Genomic DNA, 22,113 nt, shown 5'->3' with positions numbered 1-22,113 from the left:
AACTGGTGTCCGCAGCGTGCCGGGCAGCGCTGAAACGGCTCGGAAAGGAGACGGAAATCGGCGTCAGCGACGTGGCGTGGCGTCGAGCTGGTCGAGGTCGGCGCGGATCGACTCCGCGTCGGCGTCGCCGAGTTCGTCGAGGATGCTCAGGGCACGGCGCCACGCGGCACGGGCGGCGCCGAGGTCGGCGAGCGCCCGATGGCTGCCGCCGAGCTTGACGTACGTGCTCGCTTCGGCGTAGCGGTCGTGGACCTGCGTGAAGAGTTCCAGGGCGTGTTCGTAGCAGGCGATCGCCCGCCGGTCGTCCCCGAGCCGGTGGTGGGCGTGACCGAGACTGTCCCAGGTGTCGGCCTGTCCCTGCACGTCGTCCACCTCCCGCAGGATCCGCAGCGCCTCACCGCACGATTCGAGGGCCCGGTGGTAGTTGCCCAGCAGCGCTTCCTGCCAGCCGACCGCGTTGAGGGTGTAGCCCCGCCCCGCCCGGTTGCCCGCCGCCCGGAACAGGGTCGACGCCCGCCGGGAATGGTCGAGCGCCTGCTGGTGGTGCCCCTGCCGCTCGGCCAGTTGACCCAGGTTGAGGCAGGTGTGCGCCCGCCCGCCGTCGTCGCCGACCTCGGTGAACAGGTCCAGCGCACGCCCCAGGTGGTCGGCGGCCTCGTCGTACCGGCGAAGCCGGGAGCAGGCGAGTCCGAGGCTGCGGTGTGCGTGGCCCTGCCCGGTCCGGTCCCCGATCCGGGACGCGGCGGCGAGGGCGATCTGCTGGGTGCCGAGCCAGTCCTGCCAGTACCCCTGCCGGTGCAGGAAGCCGGCCAGGGTCCAGGCGAGCCGCCAGGCGTGTCCCTCGAAGCCGGACCGCGCCGCGAGCGGCACCGCGGCGAGCAGGACGGGGAGTTCAGCGGTGAGCCACGCGGTGGCGGCCACCTTGCTCGTGGGGCGCTCCGGTGTCACGCCCGTCCGCGGTGGCGCGAGGCCGATCTCGCTGAAGTGCGGATGCAGGGCCAGGTCGGCGGCGTGCGCGGCGTGCAGGTAGTGGTCCAGCAACCGATGGACGGCGTCCCGTCGGTCGGCCGCCGGTTCGTCCGCGTCGGCGAGACCGGCGGCGTACGCGCGCAGCAGGTCGTGGAACGCGAACCGCCCGTGAGTGTGCTCGGTGAAGAGGTTCGCCCGGGTCAACTCGGCGAGCAGCGGAGCGCTCGCCGACCGGTTGACGCCGGCGAGGCTGGCCACGGCCGCGGCGGAGACGTCCGGACCGGGATGCAGGCTCAGCAGCCGGAACAGCCGGAGCGCGGCGGGGCTGAGCGTTCGGCACGACCAGGAGAAGACAGCCCGGACGTCGGTGACCTCGTCGCCGCCGTGGAAGGCGCCCAGGTCGCCCAACTCGCCGGCGATCGCGGCCAACGAGAAGTGCCGGTTGGTCGCCGCCCTGGACGCGACGATGGCCAGGGCGAGGGGTAGCCGCGCACAGCGGGCGACGATGTCGTCGGCCGCGGCGGGTTCGGCGCCGACCTGGCCGGCGCCGAGTCGGCGGACCAGCATGTCACGGGCCTCGTCGGGGCTCAGGAGATCGAGGTTCATCGGTTGGGCGCTCTCGGTGACGACCAGCGGGACGAGCTGGTCGCGGCTGGTGACGACCGCGAGGCAGCCGGGCGAGCCGGGCAGCAGCGGACGGACCTGGTCCGCGTCGCGTGCGTTGTCCAGCACCACGAGTAGGCGCTTGCCCGCCACCGACGTGCGGTACAGGCTCGCCATGAGATCCGGCTCGGTGGGCATCCGTGCCGGGGGAACCCCGAGCGCCTCGAGGAAGCCGTGCAGCACTCTCGCCGGTTCGGTCGGTGCGGCCGCCGGGTCGAAGCCGCGCAGGTTGGCGTAGAGCTGCCCGTCGGGGAAACGCCCGGCCGCACGGTGCGCCCAGTGCACGGCGAGCGCGGTCTTGCCGACACCGGCGGTGCCGGACACCACCACGGCGCCGCCTCGCCCGGTGAGCGCGTCGAGGGTGGCGATCTCCACGTCGCGCCCGGTGAACGTCGGCAACGAGCGCGGAAGCTGCGCCGCCACCGCCGTCTGCGCCGCCGCCGGGGCGGGCGCCGCGATGCCGGGGTCCTGGCGCAGCACCGCGCACTCCAGGTCCCGGAGCCCCGGGCTCGGGTCGATGCCGAGGTGCTCCCGGAGGGTGTCGCGCAGCCGGCGGTAGGTGGCGACCGCCTCGCCCTGCCGGCCGTCGCGGTAGAGCGCGAGCATGAGCTGCGCGTGCAGGTGCTCGTCGAAGGGGTGCTGCCGGACCAGCCGTTCCAGCCCGGGGACGAGCCGGGTGTGCTCGCCGACGGCCAGCCGGGCGTCGACGAGCGCCCGCTCGGCCTCCAGTCGCAGGCGGGCCAGGTATTCCGCCTGTTCCTCGAGCCAGCCGGCCCCGGTCAGGTCGGCCAGTGGCGTCCCACGCCACAGCGTCACCGCGGCGGTCAACCGGGCCACCTGTTCGGCCGGGTCCACCGACCGCCGGGCCAGGTCGAGCAGGCGCTCGACGAGCTGGACATCCGTCGACTCCGGCCCGGTGTCGAGCAGATAGCCCGGCTGCCGTGCCACGATCGACCCGGGTGCGCCGAGCACCCCGCGCAGGTACGAGATGTGGCGTTGCAGCGTGTTCGCGGCGGTGGCCGGTGGATGGCCGCCCCACGCCACGTCGATGAGCCGGTCGACGCTCACCACCCGGCCCACTCGCAACGCCAGCGTCGCCAGCACCGTCCTGCGGCGTACGCCGTTGACCGCCTGCGGGCGGTCGGCGACGACCACCTCCACCGGCCCGAGCAGCCTGACGCGTACACCGGTGCCATCCATCGATCCCACCGAATCACGCTAATGCCCGGATCCTGCCGGCTCGATCCGTTCGTCGCGCAGTGGACACCCACCCCGGCGACGGCGGCAGTCCAGGCACAAAATGAGCGGCCCAGTCGATGATCACTCGACCGGGCCGCTGACTGATGTTCCAAGTGTGGAGCCGAGGGGACTCGAGCCCTCTAACCTGGCACGTATCGCCAAGCGGTGGCGACACCGATCTCGAATCCGGCAGTGAGACGAGCGCAGGTGTCGCCGCTGCCCGACTCCAGCGAGCAAGGGCACGCCCGCCCGGGTCGAGACGTCGTCGACAGGATCGACGCTGGCTACGTCTGCACTCAGCCAGGTGAGGCCGGTGATGGTGCGAACCGCGACAGCAGCGTCGCCATGTTTGTAGTACTAGATGTACTGCCCAGGGAGGTTGGTCAACCTGGTGACGGGCGGTTTGCCGTCGGTTGCGGTGTGGGGGCGGTGGTGATTGTAGTGATGGAGCCAGGCGGGTAGGGCCTTGCGGCGGGCGGCTTCGGATGTGTAGCACCGGCCGAAGGCCCAGCCGTCGGTCAGGGTTCGGTGGAAGCGCTCGACCTTGCCGTTGGTCTGGGGCCGGTAAGGACGGGTCTTCTTCGGGGTGATGCCGAGTTCCGTGCAGGCGTTGCGCCAGGCGTGGGACCTGTAGGCGGAGCCGTTGTCGGTCAACACTCGCTCGACGGTGACGCCCCTGGTGGTGAACCAGGCGACCGCGCGGTGGAGCACGGCGGTGGCGGTGGCGGCTTTCTCGTCCTGGTGGATCTCGGCGTAGGCGACCCGTGAGTGGTCATCGACGACGGTGTGCACGAACGCGGTCCCGATCCGCGGATCCCGATGGTGGTTGCGGGCGCCGGTGCGGCGGGCGGTGGCCTGCCTGTTGTGTTTGCCCTGGGCGCGGCCGACATAGCGCCACCCGCCGCCGTCGGGGATCTGGCCGAGCTTCTTGACGTCGATGTGCAGCATGGCGCCGGGGTGGTCGTGTTCGTAGCGGCGCACGGGCTCCCCGGTGCGCCGGTCGAGGTGCGACAGCCGGTTGATCCGGCAACGGGTCAGGACGGCGTGCACGGTCGAGGCGGGCATGCCGAGACGGCCGGCGATCTGCACCGGCCCCAGCCGCTGCTTACACCGCAGGTGCACCACTTTGCGCACCAGCGGCTGGCAGGTGCGGTTCGGGCTGTGACTCGGCCGGGATGACCGGTCGGCCATGCCATCGGCGCCGAGTTCGGCGTAGCGTGCCGCCCACCGTTTCGCCGTTGGCCAGGACACGTCATAGCGTTCCGCGGCCCGGGCGACCGGCCACCCCTGGTCCACGATCAGACGCGCCAGGCGAAGACGTGCACGCGGGGTCAAAGCGGCGTTAGCGTGGGACACGAAGGCCTCCTGGTTGGCGGAGCGGTTCCTAGACAGCTCCACTCCACAACCGGAGGCCTTCGTCATCACGTCTATCTACGTCGTGTCGTCACACAACCTCAACCAACGTCCCTGGGCAGTACAACTAGACATCCTGACTGAACTGGATTGAGGCCGAGTTCGCTGCGATGCTACTTCGCCTTAACGGCACCCGACCACCGCAGCCGAGCAAGCTGCCATCATCGGCACTGACATCCGATGGCGCAATCAACGAGCCAAACCCAAAACCGGATTCGCTACTGCGGCTCCAAATCCGCCATCTGGATTACCGTTTAAGGCTGCATGACGGGGCACTAATTCATGAGGAGAGTTCCTTGACAATGAGCTGCCGGTCTCTGCCCACGAAAGCTACCCGTTTGCCATCCGGCGAGACGCTCGGCGAAAACGCAATACCTTCTGCCCGATATATCCGCCGAGACTGGCCACTTCGAAGATCAATCTCAAGGACCTCCCCCGAGCCGTCGAAAGAGGTTGCGACGACCACTTTGCTTTCTCCGGGTACCAGCGCCAAATCAGGAAGTCCATGCACTTCCGGCCCCACCGGTTCGACACCTCCCCCCGCCTGCGAAGTAATCATCAACCGCCAGCCGCGCCTCTCGTCGCGCACCGGCTGCTCAGGCGGAAGCTCGTTGGTGGCGAGGAAGACGACGCTATTTTCTCCAACGAGCGCGGGGGACTTGGCTGACTTTCCCAAATGGCAGGAATATTCTTCCCAGTCGGTGAAGTAGCTTCTGAGGGCCTTCCCAAAGGGTTGAATTGCCCAGCAACCGTCCTTGCCCGTGCCGATATAGCCGGCCCGACCATCGTCGGCCAAAGCGACACTAGCCGCAGTCGGCAAATCCAGGAGAGCAGCGAACGCACCAGTCGCTTCCGAGAACAAAACTAGCCTTGTGAAGCCGTCGCATGCCATCGCCAGCACCAGTTGGCCCGGTTTAACGGCGAACAAGAAGTCGAGCGGGCCGCAGTGGTCGAGCACGTCCGCATTTGATGCCAGCTTGCGTTCGCGCCCTGCCTCACGGAGCCAAAGCTCAACACTGTCGGAGCCAATTTCGCGGAGCAAATAGATCTTGTCCTGCGACACCCAGGCTACATTGATCACCGAAGGCTGCGACGCTAACGGGGCGCAACCACCCACAACCGCAAGAGAAGCGCACACTACCAGCTTCGAAAGGAATCTTCTCACCGGCTCACCCAGCAGCTTTGAACACGCGCAGGTTGCCATCACGTGTTGACCGCGTATATGGTCCCATGCTCGGATTATACCCCTTAATCATAGCAAGCAACCGCACTTCGATCTTGGCCTCAGCAGAGCCAGATGCACCGACGGGGGCGACATAGTTCCATTTGGACATAACTTTTGCGCCGAGGCGCGCACCTACCACGTTGTTATACAGATCAGTCTTGGAATCCTCAGATCCCCATTTTTGTCCGGGCGTGTCGCCATCTCGCTCGTGTGCCGCACCGAAGGAAAGTGCCTCCTCGACACTGAAGCCGTTAGCCGTCATCAGCGCCATCCAGTACGAATGCCTAAATGAGTTTCCCTCACCCCACTTCCAACCATTGTCTCTCTTCAAGGCCTCCGCGCGGGCCTTCGCTTTTACCGCGAGATTGTTGGCGATTAGGCAGTTGTACAACCCCATCACCCCGCACCACGCAGCTTCGTAGATGGGGATGCCTCCGGTGCTCGCCTCCTCTTCGGCGTTGACACCGGGACCAGCTTTAGGCACGGTCGGGGACTTCTTTTTATTCACGACAGTAGGACGCTTGCCCCTCTTCGCCTTCGTGGTGCTCTTCTTGTTTTTATTTCCCCAGTCGATGTTCTTTTGGGTGCCGCAACCTCCTGGGCAACCGCCGGCACCGCGCCCGTCACCCTTCTTCAGGGGTCGTGGGTCGTACCCGCGGCAGTCGAACTCGAGACAGTCTGAGGGGATAAGACCAGAGGGATCGCTTAAGGTAACAGGGCCGTTACTCGCGTAGGCGTATGGATTCCACTGCTGAGGGTTGCCCTCATCGATCAGTATGTCAGCACTCAGGAACCGACCGGCGGCGGGGTCGTATTCCCTTGCGCCCAGATGCACCAGTCCAGTGGGGTCTTGAGTGCCGCCGACAAACCCCCGCTCACTGGGCCATTCGTCGGATTGGGTGCCTCTGGACCCGCCGAATGGCAGCGTGCGACGGCGTGCGACGGTGAGGCTGGCGGGATCGAGAGCGAGTTCGCTGGTGTTGTGGTGGTCGGCAGCCAGCCATGTGAGACCGGTGACAGTGCGGGCGGCGACGGTAGCACCGTCATGCTGATAGTGGCGAGTGCCGGCAACCTGATCCCCGGCGGTAAGGCGTAACTCCGTGTCGCCCAGGTAGAGGGTGGTCCCAGTAGCGTCACGCCGAATCAGCCTGCCACCGGCCGGGTCATAGACATAGTTGACGATCTGGCCATTCTCGGTGCTTGATGCGAGATGGCCTTCTGCATCCCAGGTCAAGGTTTGGCTCTTACCATCGACCGTGCGGCTTGTCGTGTTGCCAGCGTCGTCGTACTCGTATGTATCGCTGCGGATCGTCTCGCCGGTGTAATCAACCTGGTTGAGTTGGTGGGGCCCAGGGTTTTCGGCAGCCGGGTAGCGGTAGGTTGCGGTGGTGTTGCCAGTCGCGCTGAAGCTGGTTTGACTGCGCCGATTGCCGATGCGGTCGTAGGTCCAGCTGAACCGGTAGGGGTCAACCCCGGTTCGCTGGGGGTTTTGACAGTCCAGGCTCGCCTCGGACCAGGCATCGGTGAGTCGTCGCAGATAGTCGTACCGGAAGCACTCGACCTGATCCCGGATCCCGCCTGTTTTGCCTGCGATGGTCGTGACGTTGCCCGCCTCGTCGTAGGTGTAGTCGCTGGTCGCTTTATCGTCGAAGGTGTCAGGTATGACCTGGTTTTCGGTGTCGACCTGCCGAGTGATCAAGCGGCTGGTGGCCTCGTCACGAGTGTCGGTCAGACGGACTCTTCTGTTCCCCGCACCGAGTAGGCGGCGGGCCACGGTATTGTCCCAATTGTATTCAGTCGAGCTGACATAGGTATTCACCCCGGACATAGTGCCGAGGAGGCCAATGTCGTTGTAGCCATAGGTAATCGTTTCCGAGGGAAGACCGCCTGCCGCCGGCGGGGCCGTGGTGGCGACTGAGCCGTCCGGGTTGTACGTCATGCCGGTGGTATAGGCTCCGGCGAGCGCTCCTTCTGCGGCAGGGACGGTGACGGTGGTGCCGGTTGGGGCATAGAGGTCGGTGTAGCCGGTGACCGTCGTCGTGTAGGCATTGACGCCAACGTGGCGGGTGGATGAAGTGAGCTGACCTTTGGCCACGGTGTCGTAGATGTAGGAGGCCCGCAGGGGTCCGGTGATTGAGCCGTCGTGGAGTTCCTTAAGGCGACCGAGGTCGTCATATACGCGTGCCAGGACCTCACCTCGCCCATCCGTGGTGGTAATCAATTGGCCGACATTGTCGTAGGCGGAGGTGGTGGTACCGGCATCCGGGTCGACGCGGCTGGCCTGCCGGCCTAGCAGGTCGTATTCCTTGCTCCAGGTGTTGCCGTCGGTGTCGGTCATGGCAGTCAGCCGGTCAAGTGCGTCGAAGGAGTATCTGGTTTCGTCGTAGTCACCGCTGGGTGATGAGCCTCTGTACTGACGAAGAGCGGTCCTACGACCCCGGGCGTCAAGGATGGCAGTGGTGGGGGTGGCACCCTCCGGTGGATCAACGGTGACACGATCCCCGCCGTAGCTGGTAACGGTTTGCCACTTGAGCGCACTCAGCGACCAGAGCGCATCGACGGTCTGCCGGCCAAGACCGTCGTGGGTCACCCGCTGCTGGGCAGCGACGCTCGCATCTGCGAAGTCGAATAGAGTGCCTGCAGGACCTGCGGTGCCGTTATAGAAATCAGAGGTCTTGGCTGCAAAACCACGTCCGTCATATTGAGTGTCATTAATCGATCGCTTACCGTCAGGGGCAGTCGTCTGCTTCTGACGCACCCGCGTAAGCCCGTCGTAAATCTCAAAGGAGATGATCTGGTTGTTGTTCGGGCCAAGGATCTTTGACTGTACGTAGCTTGGCGCTGTCTTGGTGATCGAGTAGATGTACTCCTGATTACCAGGATCACTCGTGGAACGGCCCGGCAGCCACACCTTGGTCAGCCGGCCCAGGGAGTCATAGGTGGCAGTGGTCGTCTTATCGTTGGCGTCCGTGGTGGTCCTCGACAGGCCACGCGCCGGGTCGAGGGCAGTCGTCGTTTCCTGCAACATCGGATTAGCGATCTTGAAGCTGACCAATAGTCCGTTGGTGCCGTGGGTGTATGTGGTGGTCGTGGTCCGCCCGAGGGCGTCCTTCACGGTGGTTGGCCGTCCCCACGGGTCCCGGATCGCCTCACCTCTGACGATCCAATTGGGAGTCGATCCGATGTACTTGTCGGCTTCCTCGGTACGAGTCACATCGCCGACTACCGGCAGCGCCGACAAGCTGGGGCTGCTGGCGCCGGGCTGGTCGAAGTAGTAGCGGGTGTCTCCGAGTGCGTCAGCGGGGAAGCTTGGGGTCGCCGGGCAGGACACCGCTTCGGTGTGTTGGCTGGCCTGGGGGGATGTGAGGTAGCGCTGTTGGCGGGCGAGTAGGTCGGCTTTGCCGTCGCCGGTGATGTCGCCGGTGGAGATGAACCAGTCGGTGTCCACACCGATGAGGCCCGTGGCCATGCGGATTCTGGCGGCGTAGCCGCCGGTGCCGTTGCCGGCGTACAGCCAGATGCCGGCTTGGTCGGCGGCCATGATGTCGGTCTTGCCGTCGCCGGTGATGTCTCCCCAGCCGAAGGCTTGGGTGTAGGCGTCCCAGCCGGAGGCGCCGATCTGCGTACCTGCGGCGACAGTGCCAATGCCGGTGCCGGTCCAGATGAAAAGCGCGCCGCTGGTGCTGCGTCCGAGGACGTCGCTCTTGCCGTCGCCGGTGAAGTCTCCGGGTGAGAACAGGTCGTAGTTCTGCCAGCTGTTGGTGCCGATCTGGGCCGGGTTGGACAGTATGGTGGCGTTGTTCCACCGCCACAGGGTGCCGTCGGGCTTGGAGCCGATGACGTCCGGTTTGCCGTCGCCAGTGAAGTCGCCTGGCGAGAACAGGTCCTGGTAGGCGTTCCAGCCGCCGTTGCCGATCTTGACCGCGGTCCCGTATCCGCCCGTGCCGTCGCCGGGGATGAGCCACAGGCTCCCGTCGGCGGGCCGTCGGGCGACGAGGTCGGTCTTGCCGTCGGCGTTGAAGTCCCCGGCGGGAAAGGTCACGTCGTAGCCGGACCAGTCGGCGGCCACCACCTTGGGCACCAGGTTCAGCGTGGACGGGCCGGTGCCGTCGAAGCGGCGCAGGTTCGGCGTGGTGTTGCTGGCGTAGGTGTAGGTGGTGCAGGTTTCGTCGGCGGGCGCGGCGGTGTCGGTGTCGCCGACGTCGTCGACCTCGGTGAGCAGACCGGTGGACCGGTTCCAGGTGTTGTTGACGCGGGTCGAGCGCCACGTGTTGGTCGCTGCCAGCCAGGTGTAGGTCGTTTCCTGTGCGGTGCGGGTGATGTAGGAGGTGTGCTTGGTGGGGATGGCCCAGTCGGCGGTGAGGACCCGCTGTCCGGTCTGGTGCGCCACCGGTGTGGAGATCGTCTTGGTCAGGGCCTGCCCGTTCGGGCTGGCGTACTCGATCTTCTCGTGCAGGAAGCCCCGACGCGACCAGTCGTCGTTGGACACCTGGTTCAGGGAGTTGGTGATCGACGCCGCCCGGTTCTCGCCGGTGTCGGTCGAGTCGAGCCACAGGCCGCGGTAGTACAGGTACTTCGTCTGCGTCTGCGGGCCGGCGGACGGGCCTGTCGTGGCGGTGACGGTGGAGTATCCGCGCCAGTCCGCCCACGATCGCTTCGGTAGGAACGACGCCCAGGTGGCCGCGCCGTCGTCATGGCCCCACAACACCGGCGTCGACGAGCCGGCCGTGGAGTAGCTGTAGCTGGTCACGACGTCCGGGGAGCCACCGACGAGGTCCTTGTCCGTGACGGACTTGACGATGTACTTGTGCCACCAGGACCATCCCTGAGGCGCCTGCTGCGGGTAGTAGTACTGCGGGAAGCACCGCTTGGTGTTGTTGTCCGGGTCCGGGAACGCGGTACCGAACTGGCAGCCCGGGTCCGTGGCCTCGTACGCCACCTCGGTCCGGCCACCGGTTTCGGTGTCGATCTGCGCGATGCGCCACTTACGCGGCTTGGCCATCGTCCCGTTCGGGTCGTAGTCGGCCCGCTGGTCGAACCGCACCCCGTTGAAGCTGACCGCCGGCAGCGCCGCGCTGCCACCGTTGGCCTTGCCCGTCCGGGTCACCGTGGCCAACCACAGCGCCGGGGATGTGCCGTTACCCGTGGCCGGGAACTGGTGCGTCAGGTCCCACTGATCCACCGTGCCGTAGGCGGTGCCGGTTCCGGTCCACGTCTGCGACGCGATCGAGGTCAGCCGCCTCGTCGACCAGAACGACGCCGGACCACACGGACTCGCCGAACATGCGAGATCCCACGGGGTGTCCGGCCAGTTCGCCTTGTCGTGCGTGGCACACGAGGTGGTCAGGCATCGGTCGGCGGTGTTGAAAACAATCTTGGCCGGCGCCGTCGTCGTGCCCTCGTTACCGGCGCGCAAGCCGTACTCGATCCGGTCGAGCTGCGCGGCCCGGTCATAGGTGACGGTGGCTGTCGTGCTACCGACCACCCGCTGCCGGTTGTACTCCTTGTTGTAGTAGTAGAGCATCGAGTTGCCGTGGGCATCGACGACGTAGTCCAGGTTCCACCGGTACGCCATCGCACAGCTCGACAACTCCAACGACACCGTCGAGAAGCACGGCTCACCGCTGTCATTCGACACCACCCGCTGACCCTGCACCGAATTGGTCCGCGTCGTCGTGCCCGGAACAACGGACTGACCGAAGTAGTACTGGGTTCCGTCGCTGGTGGTGATGCGCCACCGCTCGTTGTGCCAGTTCAACGTATCGACGGCGTTGTCCGACAGCAGCTCCACCTTCGAGCCGTCATCGTCGGCCAGCCGCCACACCTTGTCGTCGCCAAGGACGATCTCCGTGGCACGGCCATGCCAGGCGATCCGGGCGTTGTTCAACCGCCAGCAGGCATCCGGAAGACCGTTCGCAGCCGTCCAGTACGTGGTGCCGGGTTCCCGGTCATCCCAGCACGGCCGATACGACCGCTCGATGAACCCCGGCTGGTAGTCCCAGCCCTCCCCCAGCCACGACGGCTGCACGTTCTCCCCCGCCGTACGACCATCGACCGAGCCTGAGCTGTAGCCCAACGACACCTCAGGTTCCAGCTCCCCCGGCACAGGCGGGCCGGAGATGTCGTAGCTCCACGAGAAATCCGCCGACGACCCGCCAGCCACCCACTGTGACGACGCGCTCAAATCCGTCTTCGAGTAGTCACCGGTGTCCGACGACGATCCCGCCGAACTCAACGCCACAACCGTCTGCTCCGTAGCACCGACAGCAGCCGGGCGGTCCAAGCCGGCTGCGGCAGCTTCCTTCTCCGACAAAGCCGGCAGGTCAGGCGTCACCTCCACCTCGGCACGCACCACCCCCGCCCGGTAGTCGTTGACCGTGGACAGCGGCTGCGCTTGGCGACACGCCTCCACCTCAGGTGACGTCAACGCGCACGCCGGCAGGGAGACCAACTGGAGGCGGGAATCCCAGTCGGCGCCGTAGGCGTGCCGGAACGCCGAATAGTCCAGTTCAAACTTGACCCGGCCGGCCTCACTTCGGCCATCCGCCCGCGCCACCTTCACCGCCAGCGGAAAACCAGCCCGCCGCGCCGCAGCCCGATCCAACACCCGCACAGCCACCCGAGGCGGGACAGCGGCATCGCCAACCGCTCCCGGAGCCGCTTTCGCCGACGCCGCACCGGGAGCGATGGCGACCGGCAGTCCGCCGACCTTCGTTCGCGCAGGTAGCCGCCGCGACCCATCAGACGACAGCGGTAGATCCACCACCGCCGCAGCCGCAGACGGCCACGACACCGGCGCCGGACTGAACTTCTCCATCGCGGGCAGCGCAGCCTTCTTCGGCCTCAGCGCAGACACCGGCACCGAGCGATCCCGCGCCACCCCATCCGCCGACGGCTTCGGCGCTGCCTGAGCCGGCACAAACGGCAGCAAGGACAAGCCCACCGCCACCGCGGTTGGCAACGCCCCACGCCGCACCAGCCAATTCAGTCGCGCGAACAACCGCGAAGAACCGATCCCACTCACCACGTCGCCCCCGCATCCACGAGCCAAGTGATCGAGGACGCTAAGATCACCATCTCTCGGCGTCAAGACCCGAACACAAATGGTGAGGATGACGCACCCAGAACCGGACAGACGCAATCGTCGATCTCACGAAGGGTGACCGAGAGAAGACTAGGCCCGCACCGGTAGGGCGCGGCCTGGAACCGGTGGCCGATCTTGTCGCCCGGGTGGAGTGCGGGGCGCAGCTGTGACGAAATCCGTGACCCAAAAGATCGAGAAAGGCGGCACTTCTCGATGAGAAGTGCCGCCTTAACTGCGCAAACACAAGGTGGAGCCGAGGGGACTCGAACCCCTGACCCCCACACTGCCAGTGTGGTGCGCTACCAGCTGCGCCACGGCCCCTTGCGGTCGTCCCCGGTCGCCCGGGCACGGGAAGAACTATACACACGCCGCCCGCCATGGTCATCTCGCGGGGGTCCCCCCGGGCGGGTCAGTTGAGCGCCACGTCCGGCGGGAAGTGGGCCACCGCCGCCATCATGCCGCCCTGCCGGCGCAGCACCATCGGCCAGAGATCGTCCGGCCGGTCGACGAAGGCGTCACCGGGCAGCGCGTCCAGCACGAACCAGGACCCCTCCTCGATCTCCCGCTCCAACTGGCCGGCGCCCCAGCCGGAGTAGCCGGCGAAGACCCGGATCCCACCGACGGCGTCGCGCAGCTTCTCCGGGTCGACCGAGAGGTCGATGGTGCCGACCGCGCCGGAGACCCGGTGGAAGCCCTTGACCGGTTGGACCGGGTGGCGCATCCGGGCCAGGCAGATGGCCGAGTCGGGCTGCACCGGGCCGCCCTCGAAGAGCACCGCCGGCTCGCGGGCCAGGTCGCTCCAGTCACCGAGCACGTCGGCCACCGGGACCTCGGTGGCCCGGTTCAGCACCACGCCGAGCGCGCCGCCGGGCTCGTGGGCGACCAGCAGCACGACCGTACGGTCGAAGTTCGGGTCCTTGAGCACGGGTGTCGCGACCAGCAGCCGTCCGGTCATCGACTCCATGGCTCGGCCACCGATCGCCTGCCCCTCACCCTGCATGTCCGACACCCGTCAGCCGTGCGCCCGCGCGGGCCCTCCGTCGTCGACCGTCCACGCTGTCAACGCCATGTCACGCACCATAGCTTGCGTCCCGCCCGCTGGCTAAGGTCTGACCGTCGGGTGATCGCGACGGATCGAGGGAGGACCGGATGGCGGCGCAGGCGGAACTGGCGGTGATCGGCGGGTCGGGTCTCTACGCCCTGCTCGACGGCGTGGAGCACGTGGTGGACACCCCGTACGGCGCGCCGTCGGACCCGATCACGGTCGCCGAGGTGGGCGGCCGGCGGGTGGCGTTCCTGCCGCGACACGGTCGGGACCACCGGCACCCCCCGCACCTGATCCCCTACCGCGCCAACCTGTGGGCGTTGCGCTCCCTCGGCGTACGCCAGGTGCTGGCGCCCTGTGCGGTCGGCGGGCTCCGGCCGGAGCTGGGTCCGGGCACGTTCGTGGTGCCGGACCAGCTCATCGACCGCACCAGCGGGCGGGCGCAGACCTACTACGACCAGGGGGCGGTGCACGTCTCGTTCGCCGATCCGTACTGCCCGGCCGGGCGGCGGACGCTGCTGGACGCGGCGGCCCGGCGGGACGTGCCGGCGGTGGACGGCGGGACGGTGGTGGTGGTCGAGGGCCCGCGTTTCTCCTCCCGTGCGGAGTCTCGCTGGTTCACCTCGATGGGCGGCGCGGTGGTCAACATGACCGGGCACCCGGAGGCGGTGCTGGCCCGCGAGTTGGCCCTCTGCTACTCCTCCATCGCGCTTGTCACCGACCTGGACGCGGGCGTCGAGGCGGGCGAGTCGGTCACCCAGGAGGAGGTGTTCCGGGTCTTCGCGGAGAACACCGACCGGCTGCGCGAGCTGCTGCTGGACGCGGTCGCCGCGCTGCCCACCACGCGGGACTGCCCCTGCGGGACCACGCTGGACGGCATCACGCTGCCGTTCCCGCTGCCCTGAACCCCCGGCGAAGCGCCCGAAAAGTCCGCCTCGGCCCGCTAGATTCGGTGGGTCGGGGACCGGGTGCCACGCCGTCCCCGGCACCGCGGCCAGGGATGGAGGCAGCCGGCGATGGCGACGGTCCGCGAGGCGACCTACGACCTGCTGCGCGGGCTCGGGCTGACCACCGTCTTCGGCAACCCCGGCTCCACCGAGGAGCCGTTCCTCGCCGGCTTCCCGGCCGACTTCCACTACGTGCACGCGCTCCAGGAGGCGTCCGCGGTCGCCATGGCCGACGGCTACGCGCAGGGCACCGGGCGGCCCGCGCACGTCAACCTGCACACCGCGCCGGGCACCGGCAACGGCATGGGCAACCTGGTCACCGCCTGGCACAACCGGACCCCGCTGATCGTCAGCGCCGGCCAGCAGACCCGCGAGATGCTGCTGATCGAGCCGCGCCTGGCCAGCCCCCGGGCGGTCGAGCTGCCCCAGCCGTACGTCAAGTGGGCGCACGAGCCGGCCCGCGCGCAGGACATCCCGGCGGCGTTCATGCGGGCGTACGCCACGGCGGCGCAGCCGCCCGCCGGGCCGGTCTTCCTGTCCCTGCCGATGGACGACTGGGACCGGCCCGCCGACCCGCCGCCGCCGGTGCGGACCGTGGCCACCCGGATCGGGCCGGACCCGGACCGGCTGCGCGACTTCGCCACCACGCTGGCCACCGCCCGCGCCCCGGTGCTGGTGCTGGGCGCGGCCGTGGACCGGGCCGACGCCTGGCCGGAGGCGGTCGCGCTGGCCGAACGGCTGGCCACCCCGGTCTGGGCCGCCCCGGCACCGGAACGGGCCGTCTTCCCCGAACGCCACCCGCAGTTCCGGGGCGTGCTGCCGTACGCGATCGGGCCGCTGTCGGCGGCGCTGCGCGGCCACGACGTGGTGCTGGTGGTGGGCGCCCCGGTGTTCCGCTACTACCCGCACGTGCCGGGCGACTACCTGCCCGGCGACGCCCGGCTGCTGCACGTCACCGACGACCCGGACGAGGCGGGCCGGGCCCCGGTCGGGGACAGCCTGCTCGGCAACGCCAAGCTGGTGCTGGCCGCGCTGCGGGAGCTGCTCCCGCCGACCGACCGGCCCGCGCCGCCGCCCCGGGATCCGCCCGCCCCGCCCGAGCCGGCCGAGCCGCCCAGCGCGGACGCGCTCTTCGCGGCGCTGGCCGCCGCCTGGCCGGCGGACGGGGTGCTGGTGCAGGAGTCACCGTCCAACCTGGCCGCACTGCGCCGCCGGCTGCGGATCGACCGACCGCGCTCGTACTTCACCATGGCCAGCGGCGGACTCGGGTTCGGGCTGCCGGCGGCGGTGGGCCTGGCGCTGGCCGAGCGGGACACCCGGCGCGGCCGGCCGGTGGTCGCGGTGATCGGGGACGGCTCGATCCACTACTCGGTGCAGGCGTTGTGGACCGCGGCGCGGCTGGGCCTGGCGCTGCCCGTCGTGGTCCCGGTGAACCAGCAGTACGCGATCCTGAAGGCGTTCGCCGAGCTGAAGCACACCCCGGGCGTACCGGCGCTGGACCTGCCCGGACTGGACCTCACGGCGGTGGCCCGTGGCTACGGCTGCGCGGCCGAGGTGGTGGCGTCGCCGGACGCGCTCGGCCCGGCGCTGGCCCGGGCGCTGAACGCGGACCGGCCCACGGTGCTGCCGGTGCCGATCAGCACCGAGGTACCCCGGATCCTGTGACCCTCACCCGCCGGTGCGGACGATCAGCGGCGCGCCGCTGCCGACGTCCAGGACCGTACGGTCCCCCAGCGGGGCGGTGAGCGGGACGCTGACCGGCTTCATCGCGAGTTGCATGGTGCAGGGGCCGGTGGCGGGGACCACGGCGGCGCCGACCACCACCACGTCCGGTCCTTCCCGCACCAGCGGGGTCGGCGCGCCGTCGCAGACGCCGACGCCGACCAGGTAGTCGAGCCGGTCGGCCGCCACCGTCCGCAACTCCTGCGCGGCGACCAGGCCGGCCGGCAGCGGGCCGGTGTCCGCCGCGCCGCCGGGCACCGTGCCGACCGCGCGCGGCGCGACCGCCAGCCGGGCCACCGGCGCGGCCAGTTCCGCCACGGTGAACAGCCAGGCCGGCACGTCGGCCCGGCCCCGGCTGGTCCACACCGGCGCGCTGCCCAGCCGCACCGAGGTGACGGTGAGCGGGATGCACGGGGTGGGCGCGGTGGTCGACACCGGGTCGTCCGGGCCCGGCGCGGCGGTCGCGTCGGCCGGCTCCGGTCCACGGGGGCGACCGTCGCAGGGTGGCGGATCGCCCCGGTCCAGTTGGGCGTACGCGTCGGCGGCGCTGACCAGCGGCACCCGCAGCACGCCGTCGGGGAAGCGGATCGAGCCCTGCGGCGGAACGGCGGTCGGCATCGCGATCTGATCCCGGTACCAGCCGGCGGCGAACGCCGCCCTGGTCTCCTCGGTGAAGCCGGGATCGCCGCCGAGCACGGTGGCGTCCTGGAGCGGCACGTACCCGTCGCGCCACTGCGGTCCGGGCCGCCACCGCGCGGCCACCTCGTCGGCGCGCTGGGTGAACGCGGGGCGCTGGTCCGGCGCGGCGGGCGGCGGCGCGCCCGACCCGACGCCGGGCGCGGCGCATCCGGAGAGGACCAGCAGCGGCAGCCCGAGCAGGGCGATCGATCGGCGCATACGGATCAGACGCTGATCCCCCACCTCCGGTTCCCACCCTCCCCCGCTCTCCCCCCACCCGTGCCCCACCCACCACGCGCCGCGCCCCACGCGTCGCGCCCGCCGCCACGCGCCGCCCTATGCGCCTGTTTCACGGAAAGAGTGGCCTTCTGGGCCCAGTTAGCCACTATTTCCGTGAAACAGGGCGCCGGGGCGTCGCGCCCCGGGGTGCGGGAGCGTCGCCCCGGCGGGGTGCGGGGGCGTCGCGTTCGGGGGCGGGGACGACTGTGCGCCCCGGTCCGGTGGACCGGGGCGCACAGGTCAAGGTGGTGGAGGTGCCGGGAATCGAACCCGGGTCCTTCGCCGGTTTGTCAGGGCTTCTCCGAGCGCAGCTCGCTGTGCCTCTACTCGGCCCCACCGCTCACGCGAGCAAGTTGGTGTGACGGGCCCAGTCGCTGATTAATCTCGCCGCACGGACCCCGCGACCGGGTCCGATTGGCCAGCCTTCTAGCTGATGCCGGCTAACTGGGTCGAAGGCACTCCCAGGCCGACAGACTTGCTACTCGCCTCAGGCGGCGAGAGCGAAGTCAGCGCGATTGTTCTTGGCGCTTATTGGTTTCCGACGACCGATTCTCGAGACGACGTCGGCTTCCTCGGCTCGCTTCCCCTGTCGCTGCGTACGAAGTCGAAACCAGTCACCCCCTCGACAGGCCACCCATGTGGTGGCACTGACAAGCCTAACGCCTCCCGCAACGGGTTTCATCCCGAGCCCCGCCCGGACGCGCCGAACCGGACGAACATGACGAATCAGTCGTCCATGCCCTTGCCGCGCCGGCCCGCCGCCCGCTGGATCTCCCGGTCGGCATCCCGCTTGGCCAGATCCTGCCGCTTGTCGTACGACTTCTTGCCCTTGGCCAGGGCGATCTCCACCTTGGCCCAGCCGTCCGAGAAGTAGACCTGCAACGGGACCATGGTGAGGCCGCCCTCGCGGGTCTTGCCGATCAGCCGGTCGATCTCCAACCGGTTGAGCAGCAGCTTGCGGGTCCGCCGGGGCTCGTGGTTGGTCCAGGTGCCCTGCGTGTACTCCGGGATGTGCATGCCGTGCAGGTACAGCTCGCCGTCGCGCTCCTGCGCGAACGCGTCGACGAGCGACGCCCGACCGGCCCGCAGCGACTTCACCTCGGTGCCGGTCAACGCCATGCCCGCCTCGTACGTGTCGAGGATGGCGTAGTCGTGCCGCGCCTTCTTGTTGGAGGCGACCACCTTGCGACCCTTTTCCCGTGGCATCGGCGCCACCCCCTTTCCGCCGGCTCCCCGGCCGGCGGCCGACGAGCGAAGATCATGCTACCGGAACCACAAGAGCCCTCCCGCGCCGTTTATTCCGGCACGGAAGGGCTCTTCGCCAGAGCCGTACGGGTAACTAGACCCGCAGGTAGAAGCGGAGCGTGACCCAGGCGGTGATGGCGCTGACCAGGCCACCGACGGCGGCCATCAGCGGGAAGGTCAGGAAGATCTCGGACCAGGAGATCGGGGTGATCAAGCCCTCCAGCGCCGCCATCGAGCTGCCGGCCGCGAGTGTCTTCACGCCGATCAGCGCGAGCAGGCCGAGGATGGAGCCGATCAGGCCGGCCACCACCGCCTCCAGCACGAACGGCGCCTGGATGAACCAGTTCGAGGCGCCGACCAGCTTCATGACCGCGACCTCACGGCGCTTGCTGTACGCGGCCACCTGGATGGTGTTCGCGACCAGCAGCAGGGCGGCGGCGGCCATCACGATGGCCAGCGCCAACGCGCCGTTCTGGATGCCGGTGAGCACGCCGAAGACCTTGTCGAGCAGCTTGGACTGGTCGACGATCGTGTCGATTCCCTCGGCGGTCTTGTACTGGTCGTAGATCTGCTTGTACTGCTGCGGATCGTTCAGCGTGAGCCGGAACGACTCCGGCAGCTGGTCCGGCTTGACCGCGTTCACCAGGTCGGGCGCGTCGGCGTACATCTGCTGGAAGCGCTTGTACGCCTCGTCCTTGTTGACGTACGTGACGTCCTTGACCAGCGGGTCGGCGTTGAGCTTGGTCTCCAGGTCGGTCCGCTGCTGCTCCTGGACGTCGGTCTTCAGGAAGATCGACACCTGGACGTTCTCGTAGTAGAGATCCTTCATGTCGCCGACCTTCTGGTACAGAAGGCCGCTGCCGCCCAGCATGAACAGCGACACCGCCATGGTGATGATCATGGCGACCGTCATGGTGACGTTGCGCCACAGTCCGACCAGTACCTCGGACAGGACGTACTTCATCCGCATCGGGATATTCCTCCGGCTCTCCGGCGTGAGGTGTTCGTCGTCGGGGTCTTCGGGCTGCCTTGTCGGCTCAGCCGTAGACGCCGCGGGCCTGGTCGCGCACGATGCGGCCGCTCTCGATCTCGATCACCCGGCGCCGCATCTGGTTCACGATGTTGGAGTCGTGCGTGACCATCACGACGGTCGTGCCGGTGCGGTTGATCCGGTCCAGCAGGCGCATGATCTCGATCGAGGTGTCCGGGTCCAGGTTTCCGGTGGGCTCGTCGGCCAGCAGGATCAGCGGCCGGTTCACGAACGCCCGGGCCACCGCCACACGCTGCTGCTCACCACCGGAGAGCTCGTGCGGGTAGCGGTGCTCCTTGCCACCGAGACCAACCAGCTCCAGCACCTCCGGTACGACCCGACGGGCGACCGCCTTCGTCTTGCCGATCACCTCCAGCGCGAACGCCACGTTCTCGTACGCGGTGCGGTTCGGCAGCAGCCGGAAGTCCTGGAAGACGCAGCCGATGGAACGCCGGAAGTGGGGTCGCTTCCAGGAACGCATCGACGTGACGTCCTTGCCGTTGACGACGACGCGACCCTTGTTGGGCGTGACCTCGTGCAGCAGCAACTTGATGATGGTGGACTTGCCGGAGCCGGATGGACCGATGAAGAAGACGAACTCGCCCTTCTCGATCGAGACGGACACGTTGTCGAGCGAAGGCCGGGACGCCTTCGGGTACGTCTTCGTCACTTGCTCAAGCTGAATCACGGGTCGGTAGTCTACGCGGTGTAACCGCAGAGCCAAGCCCCACGCCCCTCAGATGCGGTGCGCGTCATCGATTTGCCGGGTCAGACCGAGATCGATGACGCGCTGCGTTCGAGGGTGATCACACACTGTCAGCGGTGAGCTGCTGCTGCTTCCGCCAGCGGATACCCGCTTCGATGAAGCTGTCCAGCTCGCCGTCGAAGACCGCGGACGGATTGCCCGTCTCCTGCTCGGTACGCAGATCCTTCACCATCTGATACGGGTGCAGGACGTACGACCGCATCTGGTCGCCCCACGAGCCGGCGGCGTCGGTCTTCAGGCCGGCCATCTTGGCCTGCTCCTCCTGCCGCTTGCGCTCCAGCAGCCGGGCCTGGAGCACCCGCAGCGCGGACGCCTTGTTCTGGAGCTGGGACTTCTCGTTCTGGCAGGTGACCACGATGCCGGTCGGGATGTGGGTGATCCGGACCGCCGAGTCGGTGGTGTTGACGCTCTGCCCACCCGGGCCGGAGGACCGGTAGACGTCGATCCGCATCTCGTTCTCGGGGATGTCGATGTGGTCGGTCTGCTCCACCACCGGCAGCACCTCGACGCCGGCGAAGCTGGTCTGCCGGCGGCCCTGGTTGTCGAACGGGCTGATCCGCACCAGCCGGTGGGTGCCGGACTCCACGCTGAGCGTGCCGAAGGCGTAGGGCACCTTCACCGTGAAGGTGGCCGACTTCAGGCCGGCCTCCTCGGCGTAGGACGTCTCGTAGACCTCGGTCGGGTAGCCGTGGCGCTCCGCCCAGCGCAGGTACATCCGCAGCAGCATCTCGGCGAAGTCCGCGGCGTCCACGCCACCGGCGCCGGCCCGGATGGCGACCAGCGCCTCCCGGGAGTCGTACTCGCCGGAGAGCAGCGTGCGGACCTCCATCTCCTGGATGGCCTTGGTCAGCCCGGTGATCTCCGACTCGACCTCGGTCAGCGCGGCCGGGTCGGACTCCGCCTGGGCCAGCTCCAGCAGCACGCCGGCGTCGTCGAGCCGGGAGCGCAGGTCCCCCAGCTTGGTGATCTCGCCGTTGACGTACGACAGCTGCGACGTCACCGCCTGCGCCTTGGCCTGGTCGTCCCACAGGTCGGGCGCGGAGGCCTCCTGCTCCAGGCGGGCCTTCTGCTCGCGCAGCTTGTCGAGGTCGAGCACGGCCTCGATGTTGCGCAGCGTGGCGTCGAGTTCCTTGAGCTGTTCGGCATAATCGGCAGCGGTCACGACAGACAAGACTACTGCCTAGTCCAGCGCGTTCGCCGCAGGTGGTCAGCCGGCCGGCGCGGTCTTCAGCCAGGACAGCGCCGCCCGATGGTAGGCGACCGCGAACTCCAGCGCGCTGGCATCGTAGCCGTCGCCCTCCTTCTTCGCGTTCTTGACCTGCTCGCGCACCGCCGCCAGCGCCTCGGTGTGGTACTCGTTGGCCGAGGCGTACAGGTTCTTGAGCTGGCTCGCCGAGTGCAGGTTGCCGAACGCGATCCGCAGCGCCACCGGGTTGCGGATGGTGTCCTTGCCGGGATTCTCCGCGAGCCAGCGGGAGAATGTCCGTTTCCCGGCCGCCGTGAGCGCGTACGGCTGGCTCATCCGCGGCCCGGGCTTGCCGAGACGCACCAGACCCTTCTCGGCCAGCACCGGCAGCTCCCGGTAGACCTGGCTACGGGTCATCGACCAGTACGGCGCCAGCCGGCGCTCGGCGGCGGCCATCAACTGGCCGCCAGTCATCGGGCCGTCGTGCAGCAGGCCGAGCAGGGCCGCCGCCGTCGGGTTGACTCCGGATTCCGCCATGCCCTCTAAGCTGCCACTTTGTCGGCTCTGGCGTCCAGGATTTGCCGTTTTCGCCACTCGTAGGCGGTCCAGAGTGCACCGTCGA

13 protein-coding genes, 1 tRNA gene, 1 other RNA gene and 1 pseudogene are annotated in these 22,113 nt (G+C 68.4%); 2 read left to right on the top strand and 14 right to left on the bottom strand.

What is annotated here, in order from left to right; genetic code table 11:
- Nucleotides 1-63: 63 nt before the first annotated feature.
- The 7 genes and pseudogenes from OG767_RS06320 to OG767_RS06290 all read right to left on the bottom strand — a co-directional run bounded on the left by OG767_RS06320 (nt 64) and on the right by OG767_RS06290 (nt 13,593).
- Nucleotides 64-2,832, bottom strand: coding sequence for a BTAD domain-containing putative transcriptional regulator (locus OG767_RS06320; RefSeq protein ID WP_405094148.1), 2,769 nt, complete (start codon nt 2,830-2,832; stop codon nt 64-66).
- 188 nt (nt 2,833-3,020) lie between these two features.
- Nucleotides 3,021-3,175 (bottom strand): annotated as a pseudogene (locus tag OG767_RS06315) (IS5/IS1182 family transposase); the annotation flags it as partial.
- 53 nt (nt 3,176-3,228) lie between these two features.
- Entirely contained in the window at nt 3,229-4,227 is a 999-nt protein-coding gene (locus OG767_RS06310; protein WP_405094147.1) for an IS481 family transposase, read from the bottom strand.
- 337 nt (nt 4,228-4,564) lie between these two features.
- Nucleotides 4,565-5,347, bottom strand: coding sequence for a TolB family protein (locus OG767_RS06305; protein WP_405092558.1), 783 nt, complete (start codon nt 5,345-5,347; stop codon nt 4,565-4,567).
- Between the two features lie 106 nt (nt 5,348-5,453).
- Nucleotides 5,454-12,536, bottom strand: coding sequence for an FG-GAP-like repeat-containing protein (locus OG767_RS06300; RefSeq protein ID WP_405092557.1), 7,083 nt, complete (start codon nt 12,534-12,536; stop codon nt 5,454-5,456).
- A gap of 305 nt (nt 12,537-12,841) precedes the next feature.
- Nucleotides 12,842-12,914, bottom strand: a tRNA-Ala gene (locus OG767_RS06295).
- Between the two features lie 88 nt (nt 12,915-13,002).
- Nucleotides 13,003-13,593: a YqgE/AlgH family protein gene (locus OG767_RS06290; protein WP_107157788.1), complete on the bottom strand. Its 591-nt coding sequence runs from the start codon at nt 13,591-13,593 to the stop codon at nt 13,003-13,005.
- A 149-nt stretch (nt 13,594-13,742) separates the two neighbouring features.
- Here OG767_RS06290 and OG767_RS06285 point away from each other — a divergent pair, with 149 nt between their 5' ends.
- Nucleotides 13,743-14,543, top strand: a complete 801-nt coding sequence (locus tag OG767_RS06285; protein WP_405092556.1) for an S-methyl-5'-thioadenosine phosphorylase — start codon at nt 13,743-13,745, stop codon at nt 14,541-14,543.
- A 111-nt stretch (nt 14,544-14,654) separates the two neighbouring features.
- A complete protein-coding gene (gene mdlC, locus OG767_RS06280; RefSeq protein ID WP_405092555.1) occupies nt 14,655-16,250 on the top strand; it encodes a benzoylformate decarboxylase in 1,596 nt (531 codons plus the stop codon).
- Between the two features lie 3 nt (nt 16,251-16,253).
- Here the strand turns inward: mdlC and OG767_RS06275 are convergent, their stop codons facing one another.
- From OG767_RS06275 to OG767_RS06245, 7 genes are all read right to left on the bottom strand, one after another.
- Nucleotides 16,254-17,204, bottom strand: a complete 951-nt coding sequence (locus OG767_RS06275) for a hypothetical protein (protein ID WP_405092554.1) — start codon at nt 17,202-17,204, stop codon at nt 16,254-16,256.
- A 306-nt stretch (nt 17,205-17,510) separates the two neighbouring features.
- Nucleotides 17,511-17,886: a transfer-messenger RNA gene (ssrA, locus tag OG767_RS06270) on the bottom strand.
- A gap of 104 nt (nt 17,887-17,990) precedes the next feature.
- Entirely contained in the window at nt 17,991-18,470 is a 480-nt protein-coding gene (gene smpB, locus OG767_RS06265) for an SsrA-binding protein SmpB (protein ID WP_107157789.1), read from the bottom strand.
- Between the two features lie 133 nt (nt 18,471-18,603).
- Nucleotides 18,604-19,479, bottom strand: coding sequence for a permease-like cell division protein FtsX (ftsX, locus tag OG767_RS06260; protein ID WP_107157708.1), 876 nt, complete (start codon nt 19,477-19,479; stop codon nt 18,604-18,606).
- Nucleotides 19,480-19,546: 67 nt separating this feature from the next.
- Nucleotides 19,547-20,227: a cell division ATP-binding protein FtsE gene (ftsE, locus tag OG767_RS06255; RefSeq protein ID WP_013284225.1), complete on the bottom strand. Its 681-nt coding sequence runs from the start codon at nt 20,225-20,227 to the stop codon at nt 19,547-19,549.
- Between the two features lie 118 nt (nt 20,228-20,345).
- Entirely contained in the window at nt 20,346-21,467 is a 1,122-nt protein-coding gene (gene prfB / locus OG767_RS06250) for a peptide chain release factor 2 (RefSeq protein ID WP_405092553.1), read from the bottom strand.
- A gap of 45 nt (nt 21,468-21,512) precedes the next feature.
- Nucleotides 21,513-22,028, bottom strand: coding sequence for a PadR family transcriptional regulator (locus OG767_RS06245; protein ID WP_107157710.1), 516 nt, complete (start codon nt 22,026-22,028; stop codon nt 21,513-21,515).
- Between the last annotated feature and the right edge of the window lie 85 nt (nt 22,029-22,113).

The organism is Micromonospora sp. NBC_01392 (assembly GCF_045040125.1).
Taxonomy (GTDB): Bacteria; Actinomycetota; Actinomycetes; order Mycobacteriales; family Micromonosporaceae; genus Micromonospora.
This window is presented reverse-complemented; position numbering and strand designations above follow the sequence as displayed.